Source organism: Streptomyces sp. NPDC050842 (assembly GCF_044456565.1).
GTDB lineage: Bacteria > Actinomycetota > Actinomycetes > Streptomycetales > Streptomycetaceae > Streptomyces.
This window is the reverse complement of sequence record NZ_JBITGA010000002.1, coordinates 706,826-721,561: the sequence shown is the minus strand read 5'-3', so window position 1 is coordinate 721,561 and position 14,736 is coordinate 706,826. Positions and strand designations below refer to the sequence as shown.

At 73.1% G+C, this 14,736-nt stretch carries 15 protein-coding genes and 1 tRNA gene; 6 read left to right on the top strand and 10 right to left on the bottom strand.

Annotation, left to right across the window (positions count from 1 at the left end; genetic code table 11):
- Nucleotides 1-38 precede the first annotated feature (38 nt).
- The gene (locus ACIBG6_RS08440; RefSeq protein ID WP_399221798.1) at nt 39-1,067 is read left to right on the top strand and encodes a LacI family DNA-binding transcriptional regulator; all 1,029 of its coding nucleotides are present in this window, start codon (nt 39-41) and stop codon (nt 1,065-1,067) included.
- A 3-nt stretch (nt 1,068-1,070) separates the two neighbouring features.
- On the opposite strand, the gene ACIBG6_RS08435 is transcribed toward ACIBG6_RS08440, so the two are convergent.
- From ACIBG6_RS08435 to ACIBG6_RS08425, 3 genes are all read right to left on the bottom strand, one after another.
- Nucleotides 1,071-1,919 carry an amidohydrolase family protein gene (locus ACIBG6_RS08435; RefSeq protein ID WP_399221797.1) on the bottom strand — a complete coding sequence of 283 codons (849 nt, stop codon included), beginning with the start codon at nt 1,917-1,919 and terminating at the stop codon, nt 1,071-1,073.
- A 78-nt stretch (nt 1,920-1,997) separates the two neighbouring features.
- Nucleotides 1,998-2,447 (bottom strand): universal stress protein, encoded by a 450-nt coding sequence (locus ACIBG6_RS08430; RefSeq protein WP_399221796.1) that lies wholly within the window; start codon nt 2,445-2,447, stop codon nt 1,998-2,000.
- Entirely contained in the window at nt 2,444-2,779 is a 336-nt protein-coding gene (locus ACIBG6_RS08425) for a plasmid stabilization protein (RefSeq protein ID WP_399221795.1), read from the bottom strand. The genes ACIBG6_RS08430 and ACIBG6_RS08425 overlap by 4 nt, the downstream gene beginning before the upstream one ends.
- A gap of 167 nt (nt 2,780-2,946) precedes the next feature.
- Between ACIBG6_RS08425 and ACIBG6_RS08420 the strand changes: the two genes are divergently transcribed.
- The 4 genes from ACIBG6_RS08420 (at nt 2,947) to ACIBG6_RS08405 (ending at nt 8,215) form a co-directional block, all read left to right on the top strand.
- The gene (locus ACIBG6_RS08420) at nt 2,947-3,420 is read left to right on the top strand and encodes an ATP-binding protein (RefSeq protein WP_399221794.1); all 474 of its coding nucleotides are present in this window, start codon (nt 2,947-2,949) and stop codon (nt 3,418-3,420) included.
- Nucleotides 3,421-3,500: 80 nt separating this feature from the next.
- Nucleotides 3,501-4,115, top strand: a complete 615-nt coding sequence (locus tag ACIBG6_RS08415) for a type 1 glutamine amidotransferase domain-containing protein (protein WP_399221793.1) — start codon at nt 3,501-3,503, stop codon at nt 4,113-4,115.
- A gap of 2 nt (nt 4,116-4,117) precedes the next feature.
- Nucleotides 4,118-5,521, top strand: coding sequence for an FAD-dependent oxidoreductase (locus tag ACIBG6_RS08410; RefSeq protein WP_399221792.1), 1,404 nt, complete (start codon nt 4,118-4,120; stop codon nt 5,519-5,521).
- 69 nt (nt 5,522-5,590) lie between these two features.
- A complete protein-coding gene (locus ACIBG6_RS08405) occupies nt 5,591-8,215 on the top strand; it encodes a bifunctional serine/threonine protein kinase/MFS transporter (RefSeq protein WP_399221791.1) in 2,625 nt (874 codons plus the stop codon).
- Between the two features lie 24 nt (nt 8,216-8,239).
- On the opposite strand, the gene ACIBG6_RS08400 is transcribed toward ACIBG6_RS08405, so the two are convergent.
- Nucleotides 8,240-8,911 (bottom strand): DUF2278 family protein, encoded by a 672-nt coding sequence (locus ACIBG6_RS08400; RefSeq protein WP_399221790.1) that lies wholly within the window; start codon nt 8,909-8,911, stop codon nt 8,240-8,242.
- A gap of 175 nt (nt 8,912-9,086) precedes the next feature.
- Here ACIBG6_RS08400 and ACIBG6_RS08395 point away from each other — a divergent pair.
- Nucleotides 9,087-9,174: transfer RNA gene (locus ACIBG6_RS08395), tRNA-Leu, on the top strand.
- Nucleotides 9,175-9,236: 62 nt separating this feature from the next.
- Here ACIBG6_RS08395 and ACIBG6_RS08390 read toward each other — a convergent pair.
- From ACIBG6_RS08390 to ACIBG6_RS08365, 6 genes are read right to left on the bottom strand one after another with little or no spacing between them, the layout of a single operon-like run.
- Nucleotides 9,237-10,481: a cytochrome P450 gene (locus tag ACIBG6_RS08390; RefSeq protein WP_399221789.1), complete on the bottom strand. Its 1,245-nt coding sequence runs from the start codon at nt 10,479-10,481 to the stop codon at nt 9,237-9,239.
- Nucleotides 10,478-11,707, bottom strand: a complete 1,230-nt coding sequence (locus ACIBG6_RS08385) for a cytochrome P450 (protein ID WP_399221788.1) — start codon at nt 11,705-11,707, stop codon at nt 10,478-10,480. The genes ACIBG6_RS08390 and ACIBG6_RS08385 overlap by 4 nt, the downstream gene beginning before the upstream one ends.
- Entirely contained in the window at nt 11,704-12,327 is a 624-nt protein-coding gene (locus tag ACIBG6_RS08380) for a GTP-binding protein (RefSeq protein ID WP_399221787.1), read from the bottom strand. The genes ACIBG6_RS08385 and ACIBG6_RS08380 overlap by 4 nt, the downstream gene beginning before the upstream one ends.
- The gene (locus ACIBG6_RS08375) at nt 12,308-12,661 is read right to left on the bottom strand and encodes a DUF742 domain-containing protein (protein ID WP_317601688.1); all 354 of its coding nucleotides are present in this window, start codon (nt 12,659-12,661) and stop codon (nt 12,308-12,310) included. Before ACIBG6_RS08375 ends, ACIBG6_RS08380 begins: the two co-directional genes overlap by 20 nt.
- Nucleotides 12,658-13,059: a roadblock/LC7 domain-containing protein gene (locus ACIBG6_RS08370; RefSeq protein WP_376398539.1), complete on the bottom strand. Its 402-nt coding sequence runs from the start codon at nt 13,057-13,059 to the stop codon at nt 12,658-12,660. Before ACIBG6_RS08370 ends, ACIBG6_RS08375 begins: the two co-directional genes overlap by 4 nt.
- Complete coding sequence (locus ACIBG6_RS08365) at nt 13,056-14,651, bottom strand: sensor histidine kinase (RefSeq protein WP_399221786.1); 1,596 nt, start codon at nt 14,649-14,651, stop codon at nt 13,056-13,058. The genes ACIBG6_RS08370 and ACIBG6_RS08365 overlap by 4 nt, the downstream gene beginning before the upstream one ends.
- Nucleotides 14,652-14,736 lie beyond the last annotated feature (85 nt).

Genomic DNA, 14,736 nt, shown 5'->3' with positions numbered 1-14,736 from the left:
CCGCCCCCAGCCCGCCGACCACCGGACACAGAGGAACGATGACCGCTCGACAGGTGACCATCGAGGACGTCGCACGCACGGCGGGCGTCTCCCGGCAGACCGTCTCGAACGCCCTCAACGCCCCCCACCGGCTCCGCGCCACCACCCTCGCCCGGGTCACCGCCGCCATCGACGAACTCGGCTACCAGCCGGACCAGTCCGCCCGCAGTCTGCGCACCGGCACCCGCAAGGTCATCGGGTACCCCGCACCCGCCGACAACCCCGTCGACCCCAACCCCCTGATGGGCGGCTTCCTCCAGGCGCTCGTGAGCGCCGCCGACGCCGTCGGCCATCGCGTCCTGCTGTTCCGATGCGACCCCGAGCAGGGCGCCGGCGCGGTCGCCAAGTCCTTCCACGGGCTGATCGCGGCCCGCCAGGTCGACGGGTTCGTCCTCTCCGACGTCATCCACGACGACCCCCGCGTCGACGTGCTCGCCGAGGCCGGCTTCCCGTTCGCCGCCTTCGGCCGCACCGCCCCCGGCCGCCCGCAGAACTGGGTGGACATCGACTCGGCCGCCGCCACCGCCGCCCTCGTCGGCCTCCTCCTCGAACAGGGCCACCGCAGGATCTGCTACGTCAACTCCGCCGCCTCCCTGCCCTGGCTCGCCGATCGCCGGGCGGGCCTGCTCCAGGCCGCGGCCGCCGCACCCGACGGCGCCTTCGAAGTCGGCGTCCCCGGCGACGACCCCGCCGCCCTCTCCCACGCACTCCAGCGCCTGCTCGTCGGCCCCGACCGCCCGACGGCCCTGGTCTGCGCGAACGACTGGCTCGCCCTGACCGCCTACCAGGCCGTCCGGGCCGCCGGCCTCACGGTGGGCGCCGACGTCGCCGTCACCGGCTTCAACGACATGCCGCTCTGTACGGTGCTCCAGCCCGCCCTCACCAGCATGCGACTGCCCCTGTCCCGCATCGCCCACGCCCTGGTCGACCGGCTGATCACCGCCGTCGAGGACCCCGCCACCACCCCGGGAAGCGGACTGCTGCTCCCGGCGGAGCCGGTCGTACGCGGCAGCACGCCGGAGCGGTAGGCCCTACGGGCGCGCCGCCGTGCCGCCGCCCGGCCCGGCGGCGGCGGGGACGCGGTAGAACGCGGCGGCGTTGCCCCACAGCACGGCGTCGAGATGGTCCTCGCCGACGGTCCGGGCGACCAGGTCGAGGTCCTCGTCGGTGAACGGGTGGCGGGCGCGGGTGGACGGTAGATCGGTGCCGACCATGAGGGCGGTGGGGTCGGTCTTCACGATGGCGTTCATGGTCTCGGCGGGATCGAGGTCGACGCGCCCGAACCCCGTGGCCTTGACCTTGACGCCCCGCTCGACCAGGGCCAGCAGATGGGGGAGTCCGTCGCGGTGCAGGCCGAGGTGGTCGACGCTGACAGCGGGCAGAGCGGCGAGGGTCGTGGCCAGGTCCGGCAGGTCCCGGGCGTCGATGTAGAGCTCGGTGTGCCAGCCGGCGACGTCGTGGACGCGGCGGGCCAGGCGGTCCAGCTGGTCGAGGGTGGCCGATCCGCCGCGGCGGACGTTGAAACGCACCGCGCGCACGCCCGCGGCGTCGAGGCCGGTGATCTCCTCGTCCGTGACGGTGGCCGGGACCTGGGTGACGCCGACGAAGGCGGGGCCGAGCGCGGCCAGGGCGGCGCGGAGGTACTCCTGGTCGAAGCCCTGGAAGGAACCCGAGACGACCGCGCCGCCGCGGACGGGGAGCCCGGAGACACGTTCGCGGTACTGCTCGACGGTGAAGGCGGGCGGCAGATAGCCGTCGTTCTCGATCAGGGCGAAACGGGGGTCGACGATGTGGAGATGGGCGTCGAAGACGGGGCGCCGCGGGGGAGTGCACGCCGTCGCGCTCGCCGGGGTGGCGGGCGGCTCGGGGATCGGTCGCATGCCGTCTTCCGTCCTCGTCGTCGTACGTGCCTCGGGCATGTCTATCAGCCCCGGGGCGGGCGCCGGGCGGTCAGGCGCTCAGGCGCCGGAGACCTCCGGGCGGACGATGACGACCGGGCAGGACGCGTGGGTCGCGCACTGCTGGCTGACCGAGCCGAGCAGGAGGCTGGCGAAGCCGCCGCGGCCCCTGCTGCCCACGACCAGCACCTCGGCGCCGTCCGACGCCTTGATCAACGCGGTGGCGGGGTTGCCCCGGACCAGGTGCTCCTTCAGCGGCACGTCGTCGACCCCGGCGAGCACCTTCCCGATCTCGTCCGTCAGGGCCTGCCGGGCCTCCGACGCGTCGAATTCGGCGTCCACGGCCGGCGCGGACCAGCCTGCCGCACCGGGCAGGTCGTAAGCCCCCACGGCGTCCACGGTCGCTCCGATGAGGCGGGCGTGCCGCACGGCCCAGCGCAGAGCCTCGTGGGACGCCGGGGACCCGTCGACCCCGACCACCACGCGGCGCGTGCGAACAGGGGTATTCATGAACCCTTCCCTTCTCCCAGAGCCCGCTTGAGTTCCGCCTTGTTCATCGAGGAACGGCCGTGCACGTTCCGGCGCTGGGCCTCGGCGTACAGCTGGTCGTACGTCGGCCCCTCGGCGCCGCTGTGGGAGCGCAGACCGCCGCGGCGGGAGGAGGACATGTCGTCGGTCGAGCTCCGGCTCGCGGTCTTCGACTCGCCCGCCCGGGCCCGTTCCTTGTTGACCGTGCGCGCCGCGATCTCCTCGGCGCGCTTCCTGCCCTCGCCCCGCTCAAGGGCGCTCTCCTTGATGTGCTCGTACTGCCGCTCGCGCTTGGCGTTCGATCCGCGGGGCATGGTCCACACCTCTCCGGTCGTGTGCGTCCGGCTTCTGCTTGGCCCGTGCCCGATTTCGGATCGTTCATTCGCGGGATGTTCGTCGTCACGGAGTCCGGGCAGTCGCCCAGGGAAGGAGATGTCGGGAGAGGCACTCTCCGAGCGAGGTCACGAAGGTGGCGGGATCCATGGCCGAGAGCGCTGACGGCCATCAGGAGCAGGTGCGACGGCTCGGGCTGTACGGGACCCGGGGCGTGGTGGCGCGGTGCAGGGACTTCACGGTCGAGGCGTTGGCCGACTGGGGCTGGATTCCGGCGGAGAGCGAGGAGGCCGGGGAGCGGGTGGAGGATGTCCTGCTCCTGGTGTCGGAGGTGGTCACCAACGCGTGTCTGCACGCGGGCGGCCCGCAGGAGTTGGTGCTGAGGCACGGGGACGGCCGGCTGCGGGTGGAGGTGGCCGATGCGAGCGCTGAGCGTCCGCGTGTCCTGGTGGGCCGTTCGCCGGGGCTGCCCGGTGGGCACGGTCTGATGGTGCTGGACCGGCTGGCCGGTGCGTGGGGCAGCGAGGCGAAGGGGCCGGAGGCCGTGGGCAAGGTGGTGTGGGTGGAGGTCGGTCATCCGTCCCGTCCGCCGTGGCGCCGTCCTGGAGCAGGCCTGTCCTGAGCTCGCCGGCGTCCAGGTGGTTCGACACGAATCCTCCGGGAAGCCGCACAGGTGGGGCCAGGCGGAGAGAGGAACGCATCGTGTCGCTCGACGGCAAGCACGTTCTCGTTCTCACGACGAACTACGGCACGGAGCAGGCGGAGCTGGAGAAGCCCATGGCCGTGCTGCGGGAGGCGGGCGCCCGGGTCACGGTCGCCGCGCGGAAGGAGACGGCCGTCCACACCGTGGTCTCGGACCGCCGGCCGGGCGCTGACGTACGGCCGGACACCACCATGGCCGGTGTCACGGCGGACGGCTTCGACGCCGTGATCGTGCCCGGCGGCACCGTGAACGCCGACCGGTTGCGCACCGACGGCGAGGCGATCCGTCTCGTCTCCGCCTTCGCCGCGGCCGGCAAACCGGTGGCCGCCATCTGCCACGGACCCTGGCTCCTGGTGGACAGTGGCCTGGCCAGGGACCGCGAGCTGACCTCGTACCCGTCGCTCCGGACCGACGTCGAGAACGCGGGCGGCCGCTGGCTCGACCGGGAGGTCGTCGTCGACACCAGCGGAGGCCATGCCCTGATCACCTCCCGCAGACCGGGCGACCTCGACGCCTTCGCGGCGGCGATCGTCCAGGCGCTGAGCACCGAGGCACTCAACGCCGGGGCGGAGCGCGCCGCGGCCGGGCCCGTCGCCTTCCGCCGCGAGGAGTGACGATGCGCCGCACCGGAAGCTCGTACTGGACGGAGTCGGCGCCGCCCCGGTCCGCCCGCCCACCGCTGGAGGGCGACCTCGCCGCCGACGTGGTCGTCGTCGGCGCCGGGATCGCCGGACTGAGCACCGCCCACGAGCTGTCCCGCGCCGGGCGCGACGTGCTGGTGCTGGAAGCCGACCGGATCGCGACCGGGGTGACCGGGCACAGCACCGGCAAGCTGACCTCCCTGCACGGGCTGCGCTACGCCCACCTGTGCCGCCGTCATGGTGCTTCGGCGGCCATGGCGTACGCCGACGCCCAGGAGGACGCCCTGCGCCAGGTGGAGCGGCTCTGCGCGGAGCTGGAGATCGACGCGGAGCTCGAACGCCGTCCGGCGTACACCTACACCCTCGACGAGGCGGGTGCCGGGGAGATCCAGGCGGAGGCGTCGGCCGCCTATGAGGCCGGTCTGCGGGCCGACGCGGTGACCGACACCGGCCTTCCGTACCCGGTCGCCGCGGCCGTCCGGGTCGAGGACCAGCTGCAGTTCCACCCGGGCCGCTTCCTGCTAGGCCTGGCGGACGACCTGATCGCTCGGGGCGTCCGGGTCCACGAGGGAACCCGCGTCACGGGGCTGCGGGAAGTCGCCGAATGCCGACTCGCGCTGGAGGGCGGAGGCACGGTCCACGCCCGTGACGTCGTGCTCGCCACCCACTTCCCGCTCCGCTGCCACAGCAGCCTGCTGATACGGCTCTCGGTGCGCCGCGAACTCGTCGTCGCCGCCCCCGTCGAGGAACGCCACTCCCCGTACGGCATGTACGTGACCACCGACGACGGCATCCGGTCGGTGCGGACCGCCCCGCTCGGCGAGGGGCGGCGGCTCCTGATCGTCGCGGGCGAGGCGTTCGAGCCGGGGAGCGATGGGGTACGCGAGCGGTTCGTACGCCTGGAGACCTGGGCGCGCGACCACCTGCCGGGCTTCGCCGATGCGCCGTCGGTCCACCGGTGGGCGGCCCAGGACGTCCATACGTCCGACGGCATGCCCTGCGTCGGCCATGAGCACCCCGACACCCAACACGTCTACGTCGCCACCGGGTTCGGCGGATGGGGGCTCAGCAACGGCGTCGCCGCGGGCCGCCTGCTCACCGCCCATCTGACGGGCGCGCCCCGCCCGGCGTGGACGGAGCTCGTCGATCCACGCCGCAGGCTGCCCGTCCACGAGGTGCCCGAGGTCGCACGACGCCAGTCCACGGTGGCCCACCACTACGCGGCCGGCTTCCGGACCGGTCGGCGCTGCACGCACATGGGCTGCGAACTGGGCTTCAACGAGGCGGAGGAGACCTGGGAGTGCCCCTGCCACGGATCACGCTTCGCGCGGGACGGCGCGGTGCTCCAGGGCCCGGCCACCCGTGCGCTGGAGGGCTGACACCCGCCTGGGCGCCGGGAACCGTGGAGAGGCGCGACGGGGCTCGGTCGCCTCAACTATGTTACTGGCGTGGACCAGTTGATCACCGAAGACCCGGCACAGATAGGCCCCTACCGACTCATCGGCCGCCTCGGGGCAGGCGGGATGGGGTTGGTGTACCTCGGACGGTCGGAAGCCGGGCGGACGGTCGCCGTGAAGGTGGTGCAGGCCGAGCACGCCCAACACCCCGAGTTCCGCAGGCGCTTCACGCGCGAGGTGGAGGCGGCGCGGCGGGTGGGAGGGGAGTGGACCGCGGCCGTCCTCGACGCCGACACCCAGGCGCCGGTGCCGTGGGTGGCCACCCAGTACATCCCGGGACCCGACCTGACCACCGTGGTCGCCCGGGACTTCGGGCCGCTTCCCGAGCACTCGGTCCGGGTCCTCGCCCACCGTCTCGCGGTCGCCCTGCGGTCCGTGCACGCGGCGGGCCTGATCCACCGGGACCTCAAGCCCTCCAACGTGCTCGTGACGGTCGACGGACCGCGCGTGATCGACTTCGGCATCGCGCGGGCCATGGACAGCCTCGCCGGGGACAGCCTGCACACCCGCACCGGCATGCTGATCGGCTCTCCCGGCTTCATGTCGCCCGAGCAGGTGCGCGGGCTCGAACTCACCCCGGCCAGCGACGTGTTCTGCCTGGGAGCCGTTCTCGTGTACGCCGCCACGGGCCGTCTCCTCTTCGGCGCCGCGGAGACCGGGCTGAACGCGCACCTCTTCCGCGTCGCGGAGGAGGAGCCGGACCTGACCGGCGTACCGGAGTCGCTCGCCGGCCTCGTGCGGGAGTGCCTGGACAAGGATCCGGCGCGGCGGCCGACACCCGCCGAGGTGGCCGCCCGTACGGAGCAGGACGGGGCCGAGGAGTGGCTGCCCGGCTCCGTGCTCGCCCAACTCGGGCGGCATGCGGCGCTGTTGCTCGACTTCGCCCCCGCTCAGCGGGATGCTCCGGTGGATCCCCGGATCCCGGCGCAGTACCAGCGTGCCGCGCCATCGACCCCGCCATCGACCCCGTCACCGCTCCAGCCGCCCGCCTACACGCCGACGACCCCGGTGGCCGGCCACCCGGCTCCGCCGGGGTTCGGGCCCGCACCCGGTTCCGTACCGGGGGCATGGTCGCCGCCCGCCTTCCCTCCCGACGCGCCGGGACCGTCCCCGAGGCGGTGGTGGGGACTGGCGGCCGCGGTGCCGGCCCAGCTCCTGGTCGTGATCGGCGCGGCGTTCACGAGCGCGGCCGCCCCGTCGATCCAGCACGACCTGGACATCCCCGTCACGAGCCTGAACTCGCTGTTCCTCGCCTACGGACTGGCCTTCGGTGGACTGCTGCTGCTCGGCGGGCACCTCACCGATCTCCTCGGCCGCAAAAGGGCGTTGCTGGTCGGACTGGCCGGATTCGCCGCGGCCACCGCGCTCGGCGGCTCGGCAGCGACCGCCGGCATGCTCGTCGGGGTCCAGGCCGTGCAGGGCGCGTTCGCCGCGCTGCTCTCGGCATCCGCCCTGGCCCTGGTGATCGGGGGGTTCGCCGATCCGAGGGAACGCGGCAGGGCCTTCGGGCTGTACGCCGTGACCGTCGGCGGCGGGCTGACGATCGGGATGTTCACGAGCGGTTGGCTGATCGACATCACCGGCTGGCGCGGGTGTCTGTACGCCGTCTCCGCTCTCGCCGGGCTGGTGGCTCTCGTCGCGAGCCGCCTGGAGCGGGACCCGGCCCGTACTCCCGCCCGGTTCGACGCACCGGGCGTACTGCTCGGCACGGGCGCACTGGCCGCTCTCGTCTACGGCCTCGACCGGGCCGCGGGTGCGATGGGGAGCGCCGATGGCGGCGGCTGGACCGACCCCCTGGCCGTGGTCCTCCTCGCGGGCGGCGTCGTGCTGTTCGTCTCCTTCGCGTGGTGGCAGACCCGGACGAGCACCCCTCTCGTCCCGGCGTACGTCATCAAGGACCGGCAGGCCATCGGCTCGCTCCTGGCGCTCGTCCTCGCGGGCACGAGCGCCCTGATCCTGGTCCTGATCGTCCACCGGTACATGCTGGGCGCCCTCGGCTCCACCCAAGGCGAGATCGCCAAGGCCCTGCTGCCCCTGGCGGGGGCGGTCCTGCTCGGTTCCACCCAGATCGCCGCCCGTCTCCAGCACCGCCTGGCACCCCGTCACCTGATCGTCCCCGGCCTGCTGCTCGCGTCGGCCGGCAGCGCGCTCCTGACCCGCATCGACGGCGACAGCTCGTACAGCGGCGACATCCTGCCCGGCCTGCTCCTCGTAGGTCTCGGTCTCGGACTGGCCTGCGGGCCGCTCCTGTCGACCGGGGCGGGCGCGACGGCCCGCGAGCGCTCGGGCGGGACCTCGGCGATGGTCCTCAGCGCCCACCAGCTCGGCGGCTGGATCGCCTCGCCGGTGATGGGCGGTGTCCTCGCCTGGGCGATCTCGGACCGGCTGGACGACGTGACGGGCCTTCCGGAGCCCCTGCGGGAGGCGGTGAAGGGCGGCATCCTGCTCGGCGGGCAGGGCCTGCCGGGGTCCATGGCCGAGGTCGTCCGGCAGACGGACGAGGCGGTGCTCGGCGGCTACTCCGTCGCCCTGTGGTGGGCGGCCGGCCTCTTGCTGCTCGCGAGCGTCCTCGCGGGACTGCTGATCACGGCGCCGGCTGCGGAACGGGTCCGCTAGCGGACCCGTCGCGCCGGCCGGGGGTCACCCGAAGGGGTGGCCTCCGCTGTCCGTCTGTCCCGCCTGGCTGGAGAACTTGTTCAGGAAGACGTCGTACCGCCCGTCGTCACGCCGCGCGAGCGTCGCGCCGTCCTGCCAGATCCCGTTCTCCTCCCACCACTGGGAGCCCGCCGGATCGCCCTGGTTCTGGTGGATGTTGTGCATGCCGAGGTCGCCTTCGAGGTCGTCGGTGAACGGCTCGCCGAACACGAGGACCCGCTGCCCGGGCACCAGCACCGTCTCCAGCGCGTCGGCGGCGTCGACGTTCGACCCGGCGTGCCACGGCCGCGAGCCCAGCAGGTCCAGGAGTTCCTGGAGCCAGGACGGCGGGCGGCGCTGGAACAGGACTCCGGTACGGTCCACCAGCTCCGGATGGCGCAGATGGTCCAGGGCTCCGGAGCCCGGTGCCGCGGCGAGGTCGTGGTAGCCGGGGGCGAGCGCCGCGGCCGGGCCGAGCGCGGCGGCGTCCACGGTGAAGGACTTCCACTGCACCCCCACGTTGGACTTGTGGCTGTCGACGTCGACGGCGCAGTGGTAGCGCCCGTCCGGGGCGTCCACCTCCAGATTGATGTGGAACCAGCGGCCCTGGTTGTCGGGCTCGTCGCGGTAGTGCCGGTAGAGGGTTCCCGCGAGCACGCCGTAGTGAGCGAAAGGCATACGGCCAGTGAAGCACCCTCCGTCACCTCCCGCACTGTTTCCGTGACGTGGAGTAATCGGATGGGTGGCCGGCCGCACGTCGCTGACCACGGGAAACGCAGGTGAAGAGCACCCCGAGGTGCTGGTAGATTGATCTCTGTCGCCGCGGAGGTCACTCCGCGTCACGACACAGCCGGTCCAAGTGGCGGAATGGCAGACGCGCTAGCTTGAGGTGCTAGTGCCCTTTATCGGGCGTGGGGGTTCAAGTCCCCCCTTGGACACCAGATCATCCCCTCCTGTCGAGCCGGCCGCGGCCGGCCCGACAGGAGGAACCCCCCAGGCCGGGTCAGGCCAGGAACACCGGCAGGTCGAACAGGTCGTTCTGCGTCACGACCGGCTTGTTCCGCAGCTCTCCGCGCGGCACCGCGAGTCGCAGCTCCGGGAAGCGCGCGTACAGCGCGGGCAGCGCCACCAGGGCCTCCAGCCGGGACAGCGCCGCTCCCGGGCACACGTGCGGACCGTGGCCGAAGGAGATGTGCCGGTTGGGCGTGCGGGTCACGTCGAACGCGCCCGCCGTCGTACCGTGCTGCTCCTCGTCCCGGCCGATCGCGCCGAACGACACGATCAGCGCGTCCCCCTTGGGCAGGACCCGGTCGCCGACCTCGATGTCCTCGCTCGCGAACCGGATCAGTACATGCGAGGTGGGCGTCGACCAGCGCAGCGTCTCCTCGATGACGTTCTCCCACGGCACCTCGCCCTTCAGCACCAGGGCACGCTGCTCGGGGTGGGTCTCCAGGGCGACGACCGCGTTCACGATCAGGCTGATCGTCGTCTCGTGACCGGCCGCCACCATCAGCTGGAGGGTGTTGGTGATCTCCTCCGTGCTGAGCCGGTCGCCGCCCTCCGACACCTCGATCAGGGCGCTGGTGAGGTCGTCGCCGGGCTCCTCGGTCCGCGCCGCCACGATCCCCGAGAAGAGGGCACCGAGGTCCGCCATCATCTGCGGCACCTCCTCGGGCGGGGTCTGCGTCGAGAAGAACTTGTCGAAGAGCGCCTTCATCCGGGGGTGGTCGGCCTGGTCGACGCCCATCAGCCCGCTGACCACCTTCATCGGCAGCGGGTACGCGAACTCCGCCTTCAGGTCCACGACCTCGCCGGCCGGCCGCTCCGCGAGCCGGTCGAGGCTCTCGTTCGTGAGGTCCTCGATGCGTGAGCGCAGCCGCTCCACCCGGCGCGCCGTCAGCGCCTGCGCGACGAGCGTGCGCAGCCGCCGGTGCTCCTCGCCGTCCACGGTGAGCATGGACCTGCCGGGGTTGGCCAGGCCGATCAGGGGCCAGTCCATGGGTATCTCGCCCCGCTGCCAGGCGCCCCACACCTCGATGTCCTTGACCAGGCGGGCATCGGTGAGCAGCTTCCGCGCCTCGGCGTGGCGGGTGACGGACCAGCAGGGCACGCCGCCGGGCAGGACGACACGGGCCAGCGGGCCCGCCTCGCGCAGGCGGGCGCTCTCGGCGTCGAGGTCGGCGACGAAGGGGTCGAGGACGATCACGTCGGCGTCGGGCGCGGCGGTGTGGTCGTACGGGCAGCTCATGCGAAGGCTCCAAGGGCGGGGGTCGGGGTGTACGTCACGGGGAGCGCGGTGAGGCCCCGCAGCCAGGGGGACGGGCGGCGGGTGAGGCCGTCCTCCGCCACCGCGAGGTCCACGTCCGGCAGTCGGTCGAGGAGGACCTCGATGCCCGTGCGGGCGATGGTCTCGGCGACTTCCTGCGCGGGGAAGGGGCAGCGGTGTTCGCCGTGCCCGAAGGAGAGGTGGGCGTTGTTGCCGCCGGTGAGGGCGCCGGAGTCGGCCCGCACGTGCGGGTCGGAGTTGGCGGCGGCCAGGCCGAGGAGGACCAGGTCGCCGCGGCCGATGCGGCGCCCGCCGAGGTGGGTGTCGCGGGAGGCCCACCGGCCGGCGACGTTCTGGGTGGGCGTGTCCTCCCAGAGGACCTCGTTCATCGCCTCGCCGACGCTGTGGCGGCCGCCGGAGAGGGAGGCCGCGAACCGGTCGTCGGTGAGCATGAGGCGCAGCGAGTTCCCGATCCAGTCGGCGGTGGGCTGGTGACCGGCCGCCATCATCACCATGAGGTCCTGGGCGACCTCCTCGACGGTGAAGCCGGCGGTGTTGGCGATCATGCGCGAGGCGACGTCGTCGCCGGGCGTCTCGGCCTTGGCCGCGAGCAGCGCGAACATGGACTCGGCGAGGTGGCGCTGGCCCTCCAGGGCGCCTTCCTGGCCGTTGATCATGTCGTTCATGGCGGTCACCAGGGCCGGGCCCTGCTCGTCGGCGAAGCCGTAGATGCTGGCGAGGACGCGGACCGGCAGCAGCATCGCGTACTCGGCGATGATGTCGCAGGCGCCCTTGCCGCAGAGCCCGTCGATGAGTTCGTCGGCGAAGCGCTCGGCCCGTTCCTTCAGGGCGAACGGGTCGACGGACTCCAGCGCGTCGGAGATGACGCCGGCGCGCTCGCGGTGCCGCTCGCCCACGGTGTAGAGGATGGACGGCTGCTTGCGGCCGATCATGGGCAGCAGCGGCCAGTCCGCCGGGATGGCGTCCCACTGGTTCCACAGCTCGGAGTCGCGCGAGAAGAGGACGGGGTCGCTGGTGACCTGGTGCAGCTCGCGGTAGCCGAGGACCAGCCAGGCGGGTACGTCGCCGTCGAGCACGACCGGGGCGACGGCGCCGTGCTCACGCCGGATCCGCCGGTACAGCTCGACGGGGTCGGTCTGGAACGCGGGGCCGCTCAGGGGGACGGCTGGGCACGCGGGGTGGGTCACGGGGTGGGCTCCGGGATCGGCTGCGGGTCCGAGGGGACGAGGGTCTTCAGGTGCTCGACGAGCGCGATCAGGACCTGCTTGCCGGACTCGCGTGACCGGGCGTCGCAGAAGACCAGCGGGACCTCGTCGGCGAGGTCGAGGGCCTCGCGGACCTCGGCGGGCGTGTGGGCGGGCCCGCCGAAGTCGTTGCAGGCCACGACGAACGGCGTGCCGTGGTGTTCGAGCCGGTCGACGGCGTACCAGGAGTCGGAGAGCCGTCGGGTGTCGACGAGGACGACGGCCCCGAGCGTGCCGGTGAAGAGCCGGTCCCACAGGAACCAGAACCTCTCCTGGCCGGGGGCGCCGAACAAGTACAGGACGTTGCGCGCGTCGAGGGAGATCCGGCCGAAGTCGAACGCCACGGTGGTGGCCTTCTTCGCGGCGACGCCGACGGTGTCGTCGATGTGCTCGCCGGCCTGCGTCATCGTCTCCTCGGTGTTCAGCGGACGGATCTCGCTGACCGAGCGGACCAGGGTGGTCTTGCCGACTCCGAAGCCGCCGACGATGACGATCTTCAGTCCGTTGTCGGCGGTGCTGTGCAGGGTCTGACGTTGTCGCGGTTCAGAGGCTACGGAGTCCAACGAGCACCTGCTCCAGGATGTCGTGATCGGGAAGGCGGTACGAGGGCCGGGGGTGTCGGGCGCTGATCCGGCCGGTGTCGTGCAGGTCGGCCAGGAGGATCCGTGTGATCGACACGGGCAGACCGAGCCCGGCCGCCACCTCGACCACCGCCGTGGGGAACCGGCACATGCGCAGGATCGCGGCGTGCTCGGACTGCATCCCGGGGACCGGGTCGCTCTCGGCGACCACCAGCGTCACCACGTCGAAGGCGTCGGACCCGGCGCGGGTACGACCGCCGGTGACGGTGTAGAGGCGGTCGGGCGAGTCGTCCCGGCCCGGCCTGACCCGCCTCATCCCCGGGGCCTGGCGACGAGGTGCTCGCCCAGCTGCTCGACCAGTTCCGTCATGTTGTGGCCCACGAGTCCGGCGTCGGCGTCCTCGTCGGCGACGAGCGCGAGGTGGGCGCCGTCGCCCGCCTCCACGATGAAGAGGATGCCGCCGTAGAACTCGGCCATCGCGGAGCGGACCCCGCCCGTGCCGTCGCCGAACTCGACGGAGGCACCGTGCGACAGGCTCTGGATGCCCGCGGAGATCGCGGCGAGCTGGTCGGCCTGGTCGACGGAGAGCCCGGAGGTACGGCAGAGCTTGAGGCCGTCGCGGGAGAGCACCAGGGCGTGACGGGTGCCCGGGGTGCGTTCCAGCAGGCCCTCCAGGAGCCAGCTGAGCTTCTCGTCGGTGGTGGTGCCGGTCATCGCGGATTGCCTTCCGAATACGGGGAGTTCGTGGACGCCGACGTGTGCGGTGCGGCCGCCGGGTCCTGGGGGTCGGACGGTACGGGTGTGCCGGTCGGCTGCTCGTCGGCGGCCCGGCCTCCCGCGCCGCGCACGGCCCGGTGGAAGCTGCCGAAGCGCGGCGGGGCCCCGGTGGCGGCCGCGCCGGTGCGCGGAGCCTCCTGGCGGGTCTCCGCGGGGGTGTCCTCGCTCTTGAGCTGGGCGGCCAGGGTCTGTCCGCGACGGCGGCGCGGCAGGACGACTCCGTCCGGCTCTCCCGCGCCGCTCGTGTCCGCGTCGCCCTCGGGCTCGTGGACGGGGTGGGGGGTGGCCGGGGTGGCGGAGGGCGTCCGGTCGGGGGCCGGGGCGGGGGGCGGGGCGGTCACCCCGCGGCCGGCCACCGGGAGCTGCGGCTCGCCGGACGAGACGGCCGGCTCCTCGGGCGCGCGGCTGATGAGTTCCTGCGGCACCATCAGAAGGACGCCGGTGCCCCCGCGTGCCGAGGGGCGGAAGGACACGGTCAGGCCGTGCTTGCGCGCCAGCCGGCCGACCACGTGCAGGCCGAGACGGGTTCCGGAGAGGCCGGCCAGGTCCTGGGCGGCCGTTCCGACGGCGGCCTCCGCGCGCCTCAGCTGCACGTCGCTCATCGCCAGGCCGCTGTCCTCGACGGTGATGACGAGGCCGGCCGGCACCTCCTCCACGTACACGTGCACTTCCGCGTTGGGCGGGGAGAAGTTCGCGGCGTTGTCGAGGAGTTCGGCCAGGGCGTGCATGATGCCCTCGGCGGCGTGACCGGTCACCGCCGCCTCGCTGCCGGAGTGCAGCCGCACCCGCTGGTAGCCGCCGATCCGGCCCATGGCGCCGCGCAGGATCGATTCCATGACGATCGGGCGCGTCCACCGCCGGCCCGAACGGGCTCCGGTCAGCACGGCGATGGAGTCGGCGAGCCGGCCGGCCTGGGCGGTGCGGTGGTCGAGGTGGAGGAGGTCGGTGAGGACGTCCTCGTCGGCGTGCCGGTGCTCCATGTCCCGCAGGTCGGCCATCATGCTCGTGGCCAGTGCCTGCATCCGTCCGGCCGCGTTGGCCGCCGCGGCCATGGCCGCGGACCGGGCGGACTCCGCGCGGCGCAGCCGGCCCTCGAGGCGGTCGACGTCGGCCGCCCGCGCCGCGACGAGGCGATCCGTCTCGGCCTGGTGCGACCGTACGAGCTCCTCGGTACGTGCCGCGTCACGGGCGGCGGAGGCGGCGGCCTCCGCCTCGTACCGCTCCTTGAGCGCCGCCGCGTCGCGCTCGGCGGTGTCCTTGTACCGGCCGACGTAGGCCTCCCGGGAGGCGAGCTCGGCGGCGAGGACCTCCGCCCGCCGACCGAGCGCCCGCGAGGTGCGGGCGTACCAGGTGACGGAGAAGGCCGCGGCGGACAGCAACAGGACGCCGCACACGGCGAACCAGCCCAACGCGGGGCGGACCCCGGCCGGCGCCGCGGTGGTCGCCGCCACGGCGAGCGCACCCCCCGCGGCGAGGGTCAGCAGCGAGGCGATCAGGGCAGGGCGGAACGGGGTGGATGACGCCGACATCAACCAGACTCTCGAGAGCAGGCACACGGGGAAGGAGGTTGAACGACGGAACTATAGAACCGTTCTTGATCAGTTCGGAACTCTT